Source organism: Paraburkholderia haematera (assembly GCF_905220975.1).
In the GTDB taxonomy this organism is placed as follows: Bacteria; Pseudomonadota; Gammaproteobacteria; order Burkholderiales; family Burkholderiaceae; genus Paraburkholderia; species Paraburkholderia haematera.
This window is the reverse complement of record NZ_CAJNBK010000001.1, coordinates 742,793-760,065: the sequence shown is the minus strand read 5'-3', so window position 1 is coordinate 760,065 and position 17,273 is coordinate 742,793. Positions and strand designations below refer to the sequence as shown.

Sequence of the window (17,273 nt, the reverse complement as noted above, 5' to 3'; positions counted from 1 at the left end):
TGGGTTTTCGATTTCAGAAGGCCCGCAAGGGTTACCGGGTGTTACCGTGAAAGGCGCACGTAATGTCCCGTAATAGCCGCATCAATCCGCGTAACACAGCGCCGGACTCAGTTCTCTACGCTGTGTCTTACCGAATGCAGGCCGTCCTCAATCATCGGTTGCATCGTCGGCTATTCCATTACAAGGAGCCTTACATGTCCACCAAAAAAATGTCGCGCTTTCTCGCTGTTGCCGCCACTGCCCTCGCCATCGGCGCGGGTGCCGCCTATGCCGCACAACCCGCCGGTGAAGGCGGCCCCGGCGGCTGGCATGGCCACTTCATGAAGGAACTGTCGCAACTGCATGACCAGTTGAAGCTGAACGCGGATCAGGAAAAACAGTGGCAGGCCGCGCTCGACACCATGAAGCAGAACCACGAAGCCATGCGCGCCAACCATGAACAGATCAAGAACCAGATGAAGGCCGCGCAGCAGCAGCCGATCCTGGATCTGAACGCCATGGCTGCCAGCCACCAGCAAGTCGAGCAGAAAGACGCGCAACTGCGTCAGCAAACCACGGATGCGTGGCTCAAGTTCTATAACGGCCTGAACGATCAGCAGAAGACCACCGTCAGCACGGCGCTGAAGCAGCGTTTTGCGAAGATGGAAGCGCGCCACGAAAAGATGCGCGACCGCTGGGAACATAACAAGGGCGCAGGGTCGGCGCCGGTTGCCAATCAGTAAACGGTATGACGTAGACGGCGAGCGGCTTGCGCGGCCGTCGCCCGAATGCAAAAACGCCACGGAAAACCTTCCGTGGCGTTTTTGTTTGCGTACCCAGCCGGACTTCAGGCCGGGAGACTCGTTGTGCTCGCAACTATAACGACTAGCAACGATCCGCCAGCGGCCGTGAATGGCGCTTATCCGTTGAGCGGACCGAGATCGAACAGCAGCACTTCCGCGTTCTCGCCCTTTTCGAGCGTCACCGTATCGGTCTCGCTGAGCTTGGCTGCGTCGCCGGCCCTGAGCGCTTCGCCATTCACGCTCAGCGCACCGCGCGCCACGTGCACATACGCCAGCCGGCCTTTGGGCAACGCGAACGCAGCCTGTTCCGCGCCGTCGATCAGCGCCGCGTAGATCGAGGCATCCGCATGAATCGTTACGGAACCGTCCCGGCCGTCGGGCGACGCGACCACACGCAGGCGCCCGCGCTTGTCGGCATCGTCGAAACGCTTTTCCTCGTAGCCGGGCGCGTCGCCCGCGCGTTGCGGGATCACCCAGATCTGCAGCAGGTGCGCCTGCTCGTCCTGCGATGCGTTGAACTCGCTGTGCATCACGCCCGTGCCGGCACTCATACGCTGCACGTCGCCAGGACGGATGGTCGAGCCGTTGCCCATGCTGTCGCGGTGCGCGAGCGCGCCTTCGAGCACATAGGTGACGATTTCCATGTCGCGATGGCCGTGCGTGCCGAAGCCTTGGCCGCCAGCGATTCGGTCTTCGTTAATCACCCGCAGCGGTCCGAAATGCACGTGTTGCGGGTCGCGGTAGTCGGCAAACGAAAAGCTGTGATACGAGTCGAGCCAGCCGTGATTGGCGTGGCCGCGTTCATCGGAACGGCGAATCTCGATCATGGAGGTCTCCCGGTGAGTCAATAGCGATGTCCAGAATGTATGGGCGCGAAGCGCGCTAAACAATCGGCAACGGCGCACCGGATCGTTTCATAAATCCGTGCAATCACACACCGGCGGGGCGCGGCTGCACACCAGGCCGGTTGCTGGCGGCCCTCCTCGCCTTGCCGGCCGCCCGCTTGCCGATCGTTCACGCGAACGAACGCGCGCGAGCACAGCCAGACAGCGGCCCGGCACCGTCGCGCATGCACAACGCATGCGCCCGCCCACCGGCAGCTGGCGACGTCCCGCACTGGCGCCCCGCCCCTGTTCGGGTAAAATACCGCCCTTTTCGAGACGCGTGGGCGCTCAAGGCGCGCCGGCGGCCCCGGCAGCCGGGCCCGCGATGGGACAGCCGCGGGTTTCACCTCGCCAATATCGCTTGATACGTCGGAAAGACGTCGGCGGGACCAAAGCGGGACAGAAGCGGGACAGAAGCGGGACAGAAGCGGGACAGAAGCGGAATCGAGGCGAAACCCATACGCGGCGCGACAATTTTGACCGCCTAGAATAGCGACGGCCGGCCACGAGCCGGCGGTCGTCGAGATCGGCACACCACGACGATCAGTTTGATCCAGGAGCAACATGAAGAAGGCCGCACTGTGCGTGGCGCTTGCCGTCATGGCCACCGGCGCCATGGCGAAAGAATGGAAAACCGTGCGCATCGGGGTGGACGCCAGCTACCCGCCGTTCGAATCGAAGGCGGCCAGCGGCCAGGTCGTCGGCTTCGACGTCGATTTGACGAAAGCGCTGTGCGCAAAAATGAACGTCAAGTGCGTGTGGGTCGAGCAGGACCTGGACGGAATCATCCCGGCATTGAAGGGCAAGAAGTTCGACGCAATCGTGTCGTCGCTGACCGTCACGGACAAGCGCCGCGAACAGATCGATTTCTCCGACACGCTGTTCGACGCCCCGGCCCGCATGATCGCCAAAGCCGGCTCGCCGCTGCTGCCCACGGCTGAATCGCTGAAGGGCAAGCACGTGGGTGTCGAGCAAGGCTCGACTCAGGAGGCTTATGCCAAGGCGTACTGGGAGCCCAAAGGCGTGACCGTGGTGTCCTACCAGAATCAGGATCAGGTCTACGCCGACGTCGCTTCGGGGCGACTCGACGCCGCGTTGCAGGACGAATTGCAAGCCGACGCCGGGTTCCTGAAGACCTCGCAAGGCAAAGGCTTCGCCTGGGCCGGCCCGGAAGTCAAAGACCCCAGGACGATTGGTGAAGGCACGGCCATCGGCCTGCGCAAGGATGACGTCGAGCTGAAAGCGATGTTCAACCGGGCGTTGGCGCAAGTGCACCAGGACGGGACCTTCAGGAAGCTCGAAAAGCAGTACTTCGACGTCGATATCTATCCTGCTCACTGAGTTTGTCACTCACTCGGGGCTCGCCCGCATGGGCTTTCCCGAGGCTTCGTAATACAGTCGGCAATAGTTTCAAAAGCAGCGTCAAAAGCAGCTTCAACCCCCGATTCAAAACCAGAGTCGAAAAGCGCGCTGCAAGACCGGTAACGGTCATGCAGTCATGAATTGCACAGCGGTGCGCTGTGCGCCGCAGGAAACGGCGAGCTCAGGCTCGCGGCAAACGCGGTGCAGAGCTGGCCGCGTCTTTCGCGATGCGTCGCAAACGCATCGTCGAGGACCCCATATGTTCCTTCAAGGCTACGGCCCGCTGCTTCTCAACGGCACCTGGCAAACCGTCAAACTGGCGGTGTTGTCGCTGGCGTTCGCTTTCGTGCTCGGCCTCCTCGGCGCGGCGGCGAAACTGTCAAAGAACCGTTTCTCCTATGGTGTCGGCACCGTCTACACGACGCTCGTGCGCGGCGTGCCCGACCTGGTGCTGATGCTGCTGCTGTTCTACAGCATCCAGATCTGGCTGAATAACCTGACCGACCTGCTCGGCTGGGACCAGATCGACATCGACCCGTTCGTGGCCGGTGTCGCGGTGCTGGGCTTCATCTACGGCGCGTACTTCACCGAGACCTTCCGCGGCGCGTTTCTCGCGGTGCCGCGCGGCCAGCTCGAAGCGGGTGCGGCCTATGGCATGACCGGCTGGCAGGTGTTCTCGCGGATCATGTTCCCGCAGATGATGCGCTTCGCGCTGCCTGGCATCGGCAACAACTGGCAGGTGATGGTGAAGGCCACGGCGCTGGTGTCGATCATCGGCCTCGCGGATGTCGTCAAAGCCTCGCAGGACGCGGGCAAGGGCACGTTGCGGTTCTTCTTCTTCACCCTGCTTGCCGGGGCGATCTATCTCGTCATCACCACAGTGTCCAACTTCGTGCTGATGTACCTCGAAAAACGTTACTCGACCGGCGTGCGAAAGGCGGATCTATGATCGAGATCATTCAGGAATACTGGCGCAATTATCTTTATTCCGACGGCTACCGCCTCACCGGCGTCGTGATCACGCTGTGGCTGCTGGTGGTGTCGATCGGGCTCGGCTTCTGCCTGTCGATTCCGCTCGCGGTCGCGCGCGTGTCGAAGAAGAAATGGCTCGCCGGCCTGGTGTGGCTGTATACGTATGTCTTTCGCGGCACGCCGCTCTACGTACAGCTGCTGCTCTGCTACACCGGCTTGTACAGCCTCGAAATCATCCGCAACCACGCACTGACCAACGCGTTCTTCCGCGACGGCATGCATTGCACGCTGCTCGCATTCACACTGAACACCTGCGCATACACCACCGAAATTTTCGCGGGCGCGATCAAGGCCACGCCGTATGGCGAGATCGAAGCGGCGCGCGCGTTTGGCATGTCGTCCTTCACGCTGTACCGGCGGGTGATTCTGCCGTCGGCGCTGCGCCGTGCGTTGCCGTACTACAGCAATGAAGTGATCCTGATGTTGCACGCCACCACCGTCGCGTTCACCGCGACCGTGCCGGACATTCTCAAGATCGCGCGCGACGTGAACTCGGCCACGTATCAGTCGTTCAACGCGTTCGGCCTCGCCGCCCTGCTCTATCTGTCGATTTCTTTTGCGCTCGTGTGGCTGTTCCGCCGCGCCGAGCGCCGCTGGCTCGCTTACCTGCGGCCGCAAGGCAAGTAATCAAAAAAGGGCTCTGCGCCCCAAGCAAGCAAGCCCGCCAAGGATCCCGATGAACACCAAGAAGCAAAAGCTCTTCGTTGACGAGCTTCACAAACAGTACGGCGACAACGAAGTCCTCAAGGGCGTGTCGCTGAAGGCCAACGCCGGCGACGTGATCAGCGTGATCGGTTCGTCCGGTTCGGGCAAGAGCACGATGCTTCGCTGCATCAACTTCCTCGAGCAGCCGAACGCCGGACGCATCTTTGTCGACGGTGAAGAAGTCCGCACGCAGATCGGCAAGGCCGGCGCGCTGCGCGTGTCCGATCCCAAGCAGTTGCAGCGGGTGCGCACCAAGCTGTCGATGGTGTTCCAGCACTTCAACCTGTGGTCGCACATGAACGTGCTCGAGAACATCATCGAAGCGCCGGTCAACGTGCTCGGTCTGAAGCGCAAGGAGGCTGAAGAGCGGGCGCGCGAGTATCTGGAGAAAGTGGGCCTCGCACCGCGTCTTGAGAAACAGTATCCGTCGCATCTGTCGGGCGGTCAGCAGCAACGCGTGGCGATCGCGCGCGCGCTGGCCATGCATCCGGACGTGATGTTGTTCGACGAACCGACTTCCGCACTCGACCCCGAGCTGGTCGGCGAAGTACTCAAGGTCATGCAGACGCTCGCCGAAGAAGGCCGCACGATGATCGTCGTCACCCATGAAATGGCATTCGCGCGCAACGTGTCGAATCACGTGATGTTCCTGCATCAAGGCCGCGTCGAAGAAGAAGGCCATCCGGATGAAGTCTTCAAGAACACGAAGAGCGAACGCCTCAAGCAGTTCCTCTCCGGCAGCCTCAAATAAGACTGTCGTATAGCCCCGTAGTTGGGCTGTAGTCAAAGCAACATTACAAGGCGCTTACTGGCGCCTTTTTTACTTCGCTCACCTGCACATTCCGGCCACTCTGGCCTCGAAAATGGGCCCAAACCGGGCTCGAACCACGCTCCTTCCGCCCTACTCTGCCGCATTTGAAGCGTCAATAGTGGCAATCCTTAACGTTGCCCGTCCCAATCCGTGATTCCCTTGTCGCATAAGGGTTTCCGGCCCTTTTTGGGATGCCGCAACGATTCCTCGTACACATTCGTATTGCAATTTGGAGACACCGGCCCAGGCCGGTACTAATTTCTTCTCCCACTCCAGGGTATTTTTGATAAATTAGTAACCAAAGTAGCAAAACAAAGTTCATTAAAAGTAGTTTCACTTCAGAGCAACAGAGGAGAACCGGTCGGCGAGGGATCGGCATGGCGCGAAGAATAGCCCGCTGAGGCTATCCGTCACGGCAGGAGACCCAATCCACCCGCTAATCTCCCTGGTACCGATTTCTGTTCGGCGCGCTTGCGTCCGAACACCATTCGCAGTACTGGGTTTCACTTTTTGACAGGGTATGGAGGAGAAGATGAAGAAAGCTTTGCTCGCCGCTGCGCTGATGACAGCCGGTGTAGTTGCGCACGCCCAAAGCAGCGTGACGCTGTACGGCCGCCTTGACGCTGGTCTGGAATACATGACGGGCGTTCCGCAAGGCGTCGGTGCAAACGGCCAGGCAACGGGCAGCACGAACCGTTTCAAGGCAGAAAGCGGCGACTGGGGTACCAGCCTGTGGGGTATGAAGGGCGTTGAGGACATCGGTGGTGGCAACAAGGTCCTGTTCCAGTTGGAAGGCTCCTTCAACACCATGACGGGTTCGGGCCCTGGCGGCGGCGGTCTCTTCAATCGCTGGGCAACGGTAGGCTTGTCGAACGACCAGTACGGTACGTTCACGATGGGCCGCATGCTCTACATCTCGAACGGCGTGTGGGACTTCGACCCGTTCGGTCAATCGAGCTGGTCGTCGGCGTCGCTGGTGCGTGGCCGCAACTGGCCGCAATCGAGCAACAACTTCGCGTACCAGTCGCCGAAGATCGCAGGCTTTGACTTCTACGGTCAATACGCCCTGTCGAACGCAACGAACTGGAACGGTAACGGCACGACTGCTCAGGGTCGCGAAGCCGGCGCACAGGTCACGTACACGAACGCGCTGTTCCAGGTTCGCGGCATTTATGACGAAATCCGCAACCCGGCCAACGGCAACCTGTACGGCCCGGGCGCAAGCACCGTCAATCCTGCCAATATCGGCAGCGGTGTGTTCGCGGCATCGCGCGAGTACTCGGCTCTCGTGAACGTGTTCCTCGGCCAGTTCAAGGTCCAGGCCGCTTACCAGGCTATCCGTTCGGCAGGTGCGACGAACGTTCTGCCGGGCCAGCCGACTACCCTCAATCACGAATGGGGCGGCGTGACGTGGCAAGCAACGCCGGCTGCAGCGCTGATCGCAGCGGTGTACCACGTCAACGGCAACAATGGCGCGGGCAATGCGACGATCTACACGATCGGCGGCTCGTACAACCTGTCCAAACGCACACTGCTGGATATCCAGGTTGCTACGGCGCAAAACAGCAAGACGGCTAACTACGGCCTGAATGCGAACAACGCAGGTACGGCAACCAGCACGGACAACCCGCTGCCGGGTCATAGCCAGACCGGCGTGTACGCAGGTATTCAACACTCGTTCTAATCGAACGGTGTGCCCCAAGGGAACTTCCTGCGGGGCGCCCCCCAAGGGGACTTCCTTCGGGGCGCCCCCCAAGGGGACTTCCTTCGGGGCGTAGTAACAAGTTCTTCAAGAGAATCTTTTTCACGCTGCTGCGAGAGGCGCGTATCGGTGCGATGTCCGAAAGGGTATCGCACCGTTTTTTATTTCAGCGCACGGATTTGCCGCTGCCTCGACGCACCGTGCTGGTGCGCGTTGCTTTCCTTGCCGCTGCGATTACGCTGTTGCAATGACACCGCAATACCAGCGCTTGATTCCTGCGTTTGAACGTAGCGAAGAGAAGGCGTCTGGCGTGAAGCCTCAGACCGCCGCTTCGTTTTCTTCGCCTGTGCGAATCCGGATCACACGCTCCACGTCCGCGACGAAAATCTTGCCGTCACCGATCTTTCCGGTGCGCGCTGCGCCGATGATCGCGTCGATCACCTGATCGCACTGGTTGTCCGCAACCACCACTTCGATCTTCACTTTCGGCAGAAAGTCGACCACGTACTCTGCACCACGATAGAGCTCAGTGTGGCCTTTTTGCCGGCCAAAACCCTTGACTTCAGTCACGGTCAGTCCCGTGAGGCCGACTTCAGCGAGCGCCTCGCGCACTTCGTCAAGTTTGAACGGTTTGATGACTGCAGTGATGCGCTTCATGGCGGACCTCGTCTCGTGATTGGAAGGTTGAAAGGAGAATGGATGATTTTTATTCTACGCCGCGCCGGATGCGTTGCGGCAATCCGGCGCGCACTTCTGGTCTGCTATGGGGTAAGTCCGCAGCAACCGTTTGTTTCTCACTAAACCGGCTCGGTGTAGCGCGACGTAATCGGATAACGCCAGTCGCGACCGAACGCGCGATGCGTGACGCGAATGCCGATCGGCGCCTGACGGCGTTTGTACTCGTTGATCTTGATCAGGCGCGTGACACGCTTCACGTCTTCGACCGCGTAGCCCGCCGCGATGATTTCCGCGAGCGAGCGGTCCTCTTCCATATACATGCGCATGATCGCGTCGAGCACTTCGTACGGCGGCAAGCTGTCCTGATCGGTCTGGTTCTCGCGCAGTTCCGCCGACGGCGCGCGCGTCAGAATCCGCTCGGGGATCACGTCCTGCTTGCCGAAGGTGGTAGCCTGGTTGCGGTAGTGACACAGCTTGTAGACCAGCGTCTTGGCGATGTCCTTGATCACCGCGAAGCCGCCGGCCATGTCGCCGTACAACGTGCAGTAACCCACCGCCATCTCGCTCTTGTTGCCGGTGGTGAGCACGATTGATCCGAACTTGTTCGACAGCGCCATCAGCAAGGTGCCGCGAATGCGCGCCTGAATATTTTCTTCCGTGGCGTCTTCGGCGCGGCCGGCGAATTCATCGGCAAGCGAGCTGCGGAATGCATCGAACATCGGCGCGATCGCAATTTCGTCGTAACGTACGCCGACGCGGCGCGCCATCTCGGCGGCGTCGGTTGTCGATATGTCCGCCGTGTAGCGCGACGGCATCATCACCGCGCGCACGCGATCGGCGCCCAGCGCGTCACATGCGACGGCCAGCACCAGCGCCGAATCCACGCCGCCCGACAGGCCGATCAGCGCGCCCGGGAAACCGTTTTTATTGATGTAGTCGCGCACGCCCATCACGAGCGCGGCGTAGACCTGCGCTTCGAGCGAAAGCTCCGGTGCGATCGCGGCAGGCAGCGGTTTGCCGCCGTCGAACTCGACGATCGCGTTGCCTTCCTCGAACTGCGCGATCTTCGCGACCAGTTCGCCCTTTTCATCGAGCACGAACGAACCGCCGTCGAACACCAGTTCGTCCTGCGCGCCGACCATGTTCACGTAGACCATGGGCAAACCGGTTTCGCGAATCCGCGCGCGCAGAATGTCGAAGCGCACCGCTTCCTTATTCAGGTGATACGGCGAGCCGTTCGGAATCAGCAGCACTTGCGCGCCCGCCGCCTTCGCCATTTGCGCAGCCGACGCATGCCAGGCGTCCTCGCAAATCACCACGCCGTACTTCACGCCGTCCAGTTCGAACACGAATGGCTGCGGGTCGGAAGCGAAGTAGCGCTTCTCGTCGAACACCTCAGTATTGGGCAAATCCTGCTTGCGATAGGTGCCGACCACTTCGCCGTTCACGATCAGCGAGGCCGCGTTGAAGGTGTCGACCGGCGGGACGCCGCGCTCGATTGGCGCGTTTGCATTACCATGGCCGTGCGCCGCGCTGTGCTCCAAGTCACGCAGCGGATGGCCGGCAATCACGTGCAAGCCGGTGAAGGGCTTCAGTTGCGCGGCCAGATCGGCGAGCGCCGCCGCGCTGGCGGTGTAGAACGCGGGACGCAGCAACAGATCTTCGGGCGGGTAGCCGGATAGCGCGAGTTCAGGCGCAATCAGCAGCTTCGCACCATCGTTGTGCGCGGCGCGCGCGGCAGCGACAATTTTCGCGACATTGCCGGCGAAGTCGCCGACGGTGACATTGATTTGAGCAAGAGCGATTCGGGTCTTCATGGCAGGATCGACAGGCAAGCCAGGCGGCTTGCGAGTACCGTGGCTGGTCAGCTCGACGGCAACGGACAAATCGGATAAACGAACGACGCACCGCTTTCATCGCGCCGCGCCGCTCATCGGGAACAGTCACACAGATTGAACCAGGAACGCTTTGATTATCGCACGGGCATTCTGGCGTCGCCCTCCGAGGTGGACGCCGCGGAATGGAACGCCCTCCTCGCGCAGCAGACACAGCCCACGCCGTTTTTGCGGCACGAGTTTCTGAGCGCGCTCTCCGCGACCCGATGTGCGGTCGCCGATACCGGCTGGGCGCCGCAATTCGTCACGCTCACCGACCCGCGCACCGACAAACTCGTGGCGGCCGCGCCGGTGTATCTGAAGGGACACTCGTACGGCGAGTATGTGTTCGATTGGGCCTGGGCCGATGCGTACAAACGCAACGGTCTGCCGTATTACCCGAAGCTGCTGTGCGCGGTGCCGTTCACACCGGTGCAAGGCAACCGGCTGTTGTCGGCGGATACGCATGCCCTCAGACATCTGGCGGCAACGCTCATGGCGTTCGCCGAGCAGGCGGACGTATCGTCGCTGCATGTGCTGTTTCCGACCGAAACGGAAGCGAGCGCGCTAACCGATATGGGCATGATGCAGCGCGAAGGCGTGCAATTCCACTGGCTGAACGACGGCTATCGCGACTTCGACGATTTCCTCTCGACCCTCGAACAGAAGAAGCGCAAAAACATCCGCGCCGAGCGCCGCAAGGTACAGGAGGCCGGCGTGACGATGCGCCGGATTCGCGGCGAAGATATCCAGGACGCCGACTGGCGATTCTTCAGCAAGTGTTACCGGCAAACTTACCGCGAGCACTTTTCGAGTCCGTATCTGAACCTCGATTTCTTTCGGATGATCGGCGCGTCGATGCCGGAAAATCTGCTGCTGGTGATCGCCGAATACGAAGGCAAGCCGATCGCGAGTTCGCTCGTGGTGTATCAGCGCGATGAGAAAACCGGCGGCACCTTGTACGGCCGCTACTGGGGCGCGCTCGAACATGTGCCCTGCCTGCACTTCGAAACGGCGTACTACCAGCCGCTCGAATTCTGCATCGAAGAGAAACTCGGTGCGTTCGAAGGCGGCGCCCAGGGCGAGCACAAGATGGCGCGCGGTTTTTTGCCGACCGTGACGCGCTCGGCGCATTGGCTCGCGCATCCGGCCTTCGCCGATGCGGTCGGCCATTTCCTCGACAACGAAAAGAACAGCATCCACGCGTATGTGGACGAGCTGCGCGAACACAACCCGTTCAAAGGTTGACACGCTTGCGCGGCACGACGGCCGTGAGCCGCCGTGCCGCGCCGTACCGTACACGCTCCGCTGCAGTTCAGCGGCCGGCCAGCGACAACGACTTCGTCAACGCATTCGCATCCCGCGACGACGCGCCCGCGATGAACCCATAACTGCCGCCGTTGATCTTCCACGCGTGGTTCGTCACGTCCCAGGTCGCGAGGCGCTGCGCCGGGATCGTCACGCTGACCGGTTGAGCCTGCCCCGGTTGCAACGCAAGCTTTTGCCAGCCGACCAGACGCTTCGGCGGTTCGCCCAACCCCGCAGGCAACGCCGCGTAAACCTGCGCGACCTCCTCTCCCGCACGCGCGCCGTTATTGGTCACGGTGAACGTGACGGTCACGTTGCCCGCGCCGTCGGCGCTCGCATTGATGTTCGAGTACGCAAAGTTCGTGTATGACAGGCCGAAGCCGAATGGGAACAAGGGTTCGATCTGCTGCGCGTCATACCAGCGATACCCCATCAGCAGGCCCTCGCTGTATTTAACGCTCAGGTCGGTCGCGGAAATGACCGGTTGCGGCAGATCGCTATCCTGCTTCGGAAACGAGATCGGCAGCTTGCCCGACGGATTAGCGTCGCCGAACAGCAGATCGGCGATCGCCTGGCCGCCCTGCACGCCCGGATACCAGCTTTCCAGCACGCCATGCACATTGCCGAGCCACGGCATCAGCACCGGGCTGCCGTTTTCCAACACCACGACGACCCGTTTCGCCTTGGCCGCCACAGCAGCGATCAGGGCGTTCTGATCGTAGGTCTGGTTCGATGCATCGGCCTTGTTGTCCGGCAAGCTGAGGCTCGGCAGATCGAGCCCTTCGGTCTGCCATTGCGTCGCGAACACGATCGCGACATCCGCCTGGGCCGCAGCGTTGGCGGCGGCGTTCGCATCGTTGCCGTCGAAGTAGCTCACGCTCGCGTTCGGCGCCTTCGCCTTGATCGCCGCGAGCGGCGCGGACTTGTACCAGGTCGCGCAACCGCCGAACAACTGACCGGCGGGCTGCTGGCAACTAGACACTGCGTTGCCGTCGATAGCCGGCACCGCACCCGACCCGCCCCCCGACAGCACGCCCACGTCCGCATGTCCGCCGATCACCACGATCGACGACAGATTCGCCGCCGCAAGCGGCAGTACCGCCTGCTGCGCACCGGCCGGCGCGGCGTTTTTCAGGAGCACCGCCGATTGCTGCGCAACCTTCAGCGCGAACGCGTTGCCCGCGGCTTCGTCAATCGCGCCACCTGCCGTAGGCGGCGAATCCATGATGCCGATCCGCACCAGCGTGCGCAGCTTGCGCTGGACCATGTCGTTCAGCCGCACGATCGGCACCGTGCCCGCGGCCACCGCGGCCTGGAGCTTGGTGTTGAAATACGAACCGAAATACGCGAAGAGCGGACTGCTGGTGTTGCTATCGTCGGCAGCGCCCGGCTGTTCCTCGTCAAGACCGGCGAGCACCGAGGGCACCGTGCTGTGCGTGGCGCCCCAGTCGGACTGCACGACACCCTTGAAGCCCCACTCGGTTTTCAATACATCCGTGAGCAGATACGGGTTTTCGCACGCGTAGGTGCCGTTGAGCTTGTTGTACGAACACATGACGCTGCCCGGCTGGCCCTCCTTCACGCCGATCTCGAACGCGAGCAGTTCAGTCTCGCGCAACGTGCGTTCGTCGACCTGTGAGTCGGCCGTGTTGCGATTCGTCTCCTGATCGTTCATCGCGTAGTGCTTGATGGTCGCGATCACCTTCTGCGACTGCGTGCCGACCGTGCGGGCAGCGCTCATCGTGCCGCTCAGCACCGGGTCCTCGCCCATGTATTCGAAGGTGCGTCCGTCGCGCGGTTCGCGCGCGAGGTTCACGCCGCCACCAAGGCCTTCCGCGTAACCGAGCGTGCGCAACTCGACTGCGATGCGCGTACCGTATTCGTTAGCAAGCACCGGGTCCCAACTCGCGGCGAGCGCCACCGGCGCGGGCAGCGCCGTGACGCGAGCGTTATTCACGTTGACACCGCCCGCGGAGTCCGCGCTGCTCACCTTGGGAATGCCGAGCCGCGAAATGCCGGGGATGTAGCTCGCTCCGCTCAGCGCGTCCGCCGGGAATGTGCCGTAGCCTAACGTCGGCATGCCGGTACCGTGCACCATCTGAATTTTTTCGGCCGTGGTCATTTGCGCGACCAGCGCCGCGGCGCGCTGGTCAGCGGCCGTATCGGGATCAGCCGGCGGCGCCTGCAAGTCGTCGTTATGGCCGCACGCGGCGATCAGGGCCGCCACGGCACATGCCGTCGCGATTGCGGTACCGCGGAAATACGTTCTACCCATTGCTCCTCCGGCTTCGTTCTGTTGTACTTAAGCTCGACTGACAAGAACAAGAGTCTAGGGAAGGGCACGATGGCCGTTTGACATGCAGGAGCGGCTTTTGACCAGAAGATGCTCAGGAAAACCCGGGGATGACATCAGAGAGACACCGTGGAGCTACTCCAAAAATCCGTTTCCGCCCGGCTATATCGATGGCTGCTCGACGACCTCCAACGCGACGGAATCGATCGCGAGGCGATCTGCAAATCGATTGGTATCCGGGAACACGAACTAGATGCCGCGGACGCACGCGTAGCCGGCGACCGGCATGTGCGCATGACGCAACTGCTGGAGGGCTGGACACTCAGCCACAGGCCGCCGGTGCCAGGCGTAGCCGGCTGGTTGCGGCCCTTTCCGGAGCTGGCGGGGGTCGTGTGCAATCGCCCGACCATGCGCGACGCATTGCGGCGCTTCGTGCAGTATCGCGAGCTGATCGGCAATGTCGACTGGCTGCTGATGCATGAGGAGACCGATGCCATTGCGTTCGATTACGTGCTCGAAGGCGATGGCCGTTCGGCCTGCTGCGCGCTGGGCAACTTCGCGATCATTGCCGACATTGCCCGCCTCTACGATCCTTCGATACGGGTCCGCGAAGCCGGTTTGACCGGCACGCTGCCCGCGCCCAACGTAAGCTTTGGAGACGTGCTCGGAAGTCCGATCCGGGTCGACCAGCAACGCAATCGCATCGTGCTCGCCTCGGCTAGGCTCGACGCTTCGTTCGAACAGTTCAACCCCACGCTCGCGGGCATTCACCTGCATGCCGCGGACGAGGTTCGCCACAAGATCCGTATGCGCGCCTCGTTCGGTCATACGGTCGAGGCTTGCCTCGTCGAATGGCTACGCGAACCGGCCGACGACGTGTTGCCGGAGCACATGCAGTCACGCCTGTGCGAACGCTTCGCGATCTCGCGCTGGACCCTGCGGCGCCGGTTGCTGAACGAACAGACGAGCTTCCACGATCTGCTGACACGCGCGCGAACGCGCGAAGCCAAACAGCTTTTGTTGCAGACGCAACTGCCGATTCGCGACATTGGCGAGCGCGTCGGTTTTACATCAACGAGTGCATTCACGCGATTTTTTACGCGGGTATCCGGCGCGGCACCGACTCATTACAGAAGCACGCGTGGCGCGAGGTGAAGCGCCCCGCACGAAGGTGCAAGCGCGGCAGGTGCGCACTGCGCCTTCGTTCTGTGGGACACTTGGGCTCTTTTTGCGAGGCCCGGCCATGCATGCGCCCTGGCCTCTCGTTTGACGACACTCCCGATCGGCGCACCCATGGCGTGGTTTCTCTATCTGCTCGAATGCTCGGACGGCAGCGTTTATACCGGCATTGCCACCGACGTGCAGGCGCGCTTCGATAAGCACGTGAGCGGCGCGGGCGCGCGCTATACGCGATCGCGCAAGCCGGTGCAGGTGCTGGCGTCGTTTGAACTGGCGAACCGTTCGAGTGCGTCGAGTGCGGAGTATTGGGTCAAGCGGCTAACGCCTTCTGACAAGCGCGCGCTGGCCGCGGGGCTGCGTACGCTCGAATCGGTATTGCCGCTGCCGGAGCCGGAGCCGGTTGCCGAAGACGAGCCCGCCTCCCCCTAACCTCTCGCCTCGCGCATCCGCTCAGTCAACAGCCGATGCATCAGGGCGATTTCGCCCACCGCATCCGCCTCCAGAGACGTCAACCGGTCGCGCGCGGGAAGATCGCGCCGTATCGGCCGCAACGTTCGGTTCAGGGCCGCCTCAATGTCGGCACTCGTGGCGGCAATCCACGCGCCGAGCGCTTCGTGCGTGCTGCGCCGGTTCGTACTCAAGCGCAGTTGGGTTGCGGTTCCCGCCATTTTCCGCAACACGCTCAGCACCGTCAGTGTCACCGTGTCGACCATCGAGTCCTCGAGCTTTTCGAGTCGAATGCGGCCGATCGCTTCCTCGGCGTTATTGCTGCCCAAGCCCGCGGCTCGACGCAAGCGCTCCATGTCCTTCTCGCTTCGGTCCTGCGACTCAAGTGCCGCCCTGAGATACGCGAGATTGGCCCGCACCGCCTCACTCAGATAGGCGCGATAGTCGACTTTTTCCCGCGTCGGCCATAAATAGAACGTTGCCAGCAGCGCCAACACACAGCCCAGCACATTGTTGCCGAGCCGCGTGAGCGCATAGGCAAATTCGCTGGCGCCTGGCGTCGCGAAGTCGGCCACGAGCACGAAGGTCGGTGTCAGGAAAAGAACGAAGAGGCTGTAGCTGACGGGGCGCAGCGCCATCGTGGCGACCACCAGCGGAAAAACCGCTAGCGAAATGCCGAGCGGCGAATGAATCGCATAGCCGATGCCCGCCGCCAGCACGCCTCCGACGATGCTCCCGGCAACACGCTCGATGCTTCGTGGCCAGGTCGCGGCAATGGACGGTTGCAGGATCAACAGCGTCGCCATGGTTGCCCAGTAGCCGAAGGGGAGCCCCAGCGCCCGTATGACCAGAAAGCCCGCGGTGGTCGTGACGCCCACACGGGCGGCGTGGCGCAAGCCGACCGACTGCACCGAGAGGTTCGCCTTCAGGGTCGACCACGTCCGCGTCAACAATCTGGCGGCACTGTGCGGCCACCCGAGCGGCTGGGCATACGCCGGTGCGAAATCGACCAGTTCGAAATCGGACTTGAGCGCCACGGGTTCTATCAGCGCGGACTCGAGCCGCCTCGCGAGACGCCGCAACCGGCCTTGCAAATCGGCGAGACGTTTCCATTGCGCTTCGCTGGCGTCCGCGCCGATTCTTCGCAGAACCTCGCCCATCCCGGTCAGCAGCCGGGCCGCGCGCCTGATGCGGCGCGCGTCTTGAGGGGGTTTTTCGCAGGCGCCGGTGACCGCAATCAGATACGCAAAGAGCGCTTCACTTTCGCTCAGCAGCGCGAGCAGCGTGTCGTAGGTTTCCCGGCCCGCCGTTCTCGAGTCAGGCACGTTCGCCAACGCCTTGCGCGAGCGCTCAAGCGAAGCCCGCGCATCGGCGCGAAATTTCGCGGCATGCGTGACCCACTGTCCGGGGGCCGCGTGCGCTTCGAGCAGGCGCGCGCCGTCGAATGCGATATCGGCCAGACGCACATACACCGCACGCAGCGAAGCGCGGCTCGCGCCGAACGGATGAATGCGCCAGACAGTCAAGCTCAGCACGACAGCAAACAGGCAACCGGCCAGGTAGATGCCGAGAAACGCCATTCCTTCCCGAAGGTTGTGCATGGGCCGGTCGACCATCACGACGCAAGCGGTCGCCGCGAGGATCGTCACCTGCGATGTCGCCGCGCCCCAGATCCGGCCGAACGCGCCGAGCGTCGTGAATACCAGCATGGCGAGCGCCGCGAACACGGTTCCCTCGCCTGAGGCGAACGCGGTCACGGCACCGCATACCGTAGACAGAAGCGCAAAACCCATCATCGAGGCGAAGCGGGCGCGGTTCGAGCCGGCCGCGTCTGCGAGACAGGTCCAGAAAGCACCGATCGCGGCCCATGCGAAGGTCGGGTCGTGCAGCAGATTGCCAAGCACCAGCATGGCGGTGGACGCACAGGCGGCTCTCAGCCCTTCCGACAGACTGGCCTCGCTCATCGAAAACGACACCATCCATACCGGCCGTTTGCGGTAGATCGCGGTGACGAGCGCGTACAGGCTCGCGTACAGGCGGCTCGACCAGCGCGGCGACGAAGGGTTGGACTTGCGATTCAGCATCCGGACGGTGGGCTCCCAAAAACGCACATTGGCGCTGCGTCAGCGCATTAATACGCCGACGGCAGGAAACCTGCTACGGCTGCCGAATAATAAGGGTTAACACCAAGATATAAAAATGGCTTCGGTTCATCC

The 17,273-nt window shown here is 62.2% G+C and carries 14 protein-coding genes; 9 read left to right on the top strand and 5 right to left on the bottom strand.

Annotated elements, in window-relative coordinates; genetic code table 11:
• Nucleotides 1-194 precede the first annotated feature (194 nt).
• Nucleotides 195-722, top strand: coding sequence for a periplasmic heavy metal sensor (locus KHO23_RS03350; RefSeq protein WP_211609614.1), 528 nt, complete (start codon nt 195-197; stop codon nt 720-722).
• A 176-nt stretch (nt 723-898) separates the two neighbouring features.
• Here the strand turns inward: KHO23_RS03350 and KHO23_RS03345 are convergent, their stop codons facing one another.
• Nucleotides 899-1,609: a pirin family protein gene (locus KHO23_RS03345; RefSeq protein WP_211609613.1), complete on the bottom strand. Its 711-nt coding sequence runs from the start codon at nt 1,607-1,609 to the stop codon at nt 899-901.
• 621 nt (nt 1,610-2,230) lie between these two features.
• Here KHO23_RS03345 and KHO23_RS03340 point away from each other — a divergent pair.
• From KHO23_RS03340 to KHO23_RS03320, 5 genes are all read left to right on the top strand, one after another.
• Nucleotides 2,231-3,007, top strand: coding sequence for an ABC transporter substrate-binding protein (locus KHO23_RS03340; protein WP_211609612.1), 777 nt, complete (start codon nt 2,231-2,233; stop codon nt 3,005-3,007).
• A 280-nt stretch (nt 3,008-3,287) separates the two neighbouring features.
• Nucleotides 3,288-3,977 carry an ABC transporter permease gene (locus KHO23_RS03335; RefSeq protein ID WP_211609611.1) on the top strand — a complete coding sequence of 230 codons (690 nt, stop codon included), beginning with the start codon at nt 3,288-3,290 and terminating at the stop codon, nt 3,975-3,977.
• The gene (locus KHO23_RS03330) at nt 3,974-4,687 is read left to right on the top strand and encodes an ABC transporter permease (protein ID WP_211609610.1); all 714 of its coding nucleotides are present in this window, start codon (nt 3,974-3,976) and stop codon (nt 4,685-4,687) included. Before KHO23_RS03335 ends, KHO23_RS03330 begins: the two co-directional genes overlap by 4 nt.
• Nucleotides 4,688-4,736: 49 nt before the next feature.
• Complete coding sequence (locus tag KHO23_RS03325) at nt 4,737-5,516, top strand: ABC transporter ATP-binding protein (protein WP_211609609.1); 780 nt, start codon at nt 4,737-4,739, stop codon at nt 5,514-5,516.
• Between the two features lie 592 nt (nt 5,517-6,108).
• A complete protein-coding gene (locus tag KHO23_RS03320) occupies nt 6,109-7,260 on the top strand; it encodes a porin (protein ID WP_211609608.1) in 1,152 nt (383 codons plus the stop codon).
• A 336-nt stretch (nt 7,261-7,596) separates the two neighbouring features.
• Here KHO23_RS03320 and glnK read toward each other — a convergent pair whose 3' ends face one another.
• Both glnK and KHO23_RS03310 read right to left on the bottom strand, forming a co-directional pair.
• Nucleotides 7,597-7,935 (bottom strand): P-II family nitrogen regulator, encoded by a 339-nt coding sequence (glnK, locus tag KHO23_RS03315; RefSeq protein WP_006048444.1) that lies wholly within the window; start codon nt 7,933-7,935, stop codon nt 7,597-7,599.
• A gap of 140 nt (nt 7,936-8,075) precedes the next feature.
• The gene (locus tag KHO23_RS03310) at nt 8,076-9,773 is read right to left on the bottom strand and encodes an NAD+ synthase (protein ID WP_211609607.1); all 1,698 of its coding nucleotides are present in this window, start codon (nt 9,771-9,773) and stop codon (nt 8,076-8,078) included.
• 135 nt (nt 9,774-9,908) lie between these two features.
• Between KHO23_RS03310 and KHO23_RS03305 the strand changes: the two genes are divergently transcribed.
• The gene (locus KHO23_RS03305) at nt 9,909-11,078 is read left to right on the top strand and encodes a GNAT family N-acetyltransferase (RefSeq protein WP_211609606.1); all 1,170 of its coding nucleotides are present in this window, start codon (nt 9,909-9,911) and stop codon (nt 11,076-11,078) included.
• Nucleotides 11,079-11,145: 67 nt separating this feature from the next.
• Here KHO23_RS03305 and KHO23_RS03300 read toward each other — a convergent pair whose 3' ends face one another.
• Nucleotides 11,146-13,413: a glycoside hydrolase family 3 C-terminal domain-containing protein gene (locus tag KHO23_RS03300; protein ID WP_211609605.1), complete on the bottom strand. Its 2,268-nt coding sequence runs from the start codon at nt 13,411-13,413 to the stop codon at nt 11,146-11,148.
• Between the two features lie 147 nt (nt 13,414-13,560).
• Here KHO23_RS03300 and KHO23_RS03295 point away from each other — a divergent pair, with 147 nt between their 5' ends.
• Both KHO23_RS03295 and KHO23_RS03290 read left to right on the top strand, forming a co-directional pair.
• Nucleotides 13,561-14,586, top strand: coding sequence for a helix-turn-helix transcriptional regulator (locus KHO23_RS03295; protein ID WP_211609604.1), 1,026 nt, complete (start codon nt 13,561-13,563; stop codon nt 14,584-14,586).
• A 138-nt stretch (nt 14,587-14,724) separates the two neighbouring features.
• Complete coding sequence (locus KHO23_RS03290) at nt 14,725-15,039, top strand: GIY-YIG nuclease family protein (protein ID WP_211609830.1); 315 nt, start codon at nt 14,725-14,727, stop codon at nt 15,037-15,039.
• Here KHO23_RS03290 and KHO23_RS03285 read toward each other — a convergent pair.
• On the bottom strand, nt 15,036-17,141 hold the full coding sequence (locus KHO23_RS03285; protein ID WP_211609603.1) for an FUSC family protein: 2,106 nt from the start codon (nt 17,139-17,141) through the stop codon (nt 15,036-15,038). The genes KHO23_RS03290 and KHO23_RS03285 overlap by 4 nt on opposite strands.
• Nucleotides 17,142-17,273 lie beyond the last annotated feature (132 nt).

Bases quoted from the DNA above. Each gene is read 5' to 3' on its own strand.
- KHO23_RS03340 (WP_211609612.1), top strand. From the start codon at position 2,231: ATGAAGAAGGCCGCACTGTGCGTGGCGCTTGCCGTCATGGCCACCGGC.
- glnK (WP_006048444.1), bottom strand. From the start codon at position 7,935: ATGAAGCGCATCACTGCAGTCATCAAACCGTTCAAACTTGACGAAGTG.
- KHO23_RS03350 (WP_211609614.1), top strand. From the start codon at position 195: ATGTCCACCAAAAAAATGTCGCGCTTTCTCGCTGTTGCCGCCACTGCC.
- KHO23_RS03320 (WP_211609608.1), top strand. From the start codon at position 6,109: ATGAAGAAAGCTTTGCTCGCCGCTGCGCTGATGACAGCCGGTGTAGTT.
- KHO23_RS03325 (WP_211609609.1), top strand. From the start codon at position 4,737: ATGAACACCAAGAAGCAAAAGCTCTTCGTTGACGAGCTTCACAAACAG.
- KHO23_RS03335 (WP_211609611.1), top strand. From the start codon at position 3,288: ATGTTCCTTCAAGGCTACGGCCCGCTGCTTCTCAACGGCACCTGGCAA.
- KHO23_RS03310 (WP_211609607.1), bottom strand. From the start codon at position 9,773: ATGAAGACCCGAATCGCTCTTGCTCAAATCAATGTCACCGTCGGCGAC.
- KHO23_RS03300 (WP_211609605.1), bottom strand. From the start codon at position 13,413: ATGGGTAGAACGTATTTCCGCGGTACCGCAATCGCGACGGCATGTGCC.
- KHO23_RS03285 (WP_211609603.1), bottom strand. From the start codon at position 17,141: ATGCTGAATCGCAAGTCCAACCCTTCGTCGCCGCGCTGGTCGAGCCGC.
- KHO23_RS03290 (WP_211609830.1), top strand. From the start codon at position 14,725: ATGGCGTGGTTTCTCTATCTGCTCGAATGCTCGGACGGCAGCGTTTAT.
- KHO23_RS03330 (WP_211609610.1), top strand. From the start codon at position 3,974: ATGATCGAGATCATTCAGGAATACTGGCGCAATTATCTTTATTCCGAC.
- KHO23_RS03345 (WP_211609613.1), bottom strand. From the start codon at position 1,609: ATGATCGAGATTCGCCGTTCCGATGAACGCGGCCACGCCAATCACGGC.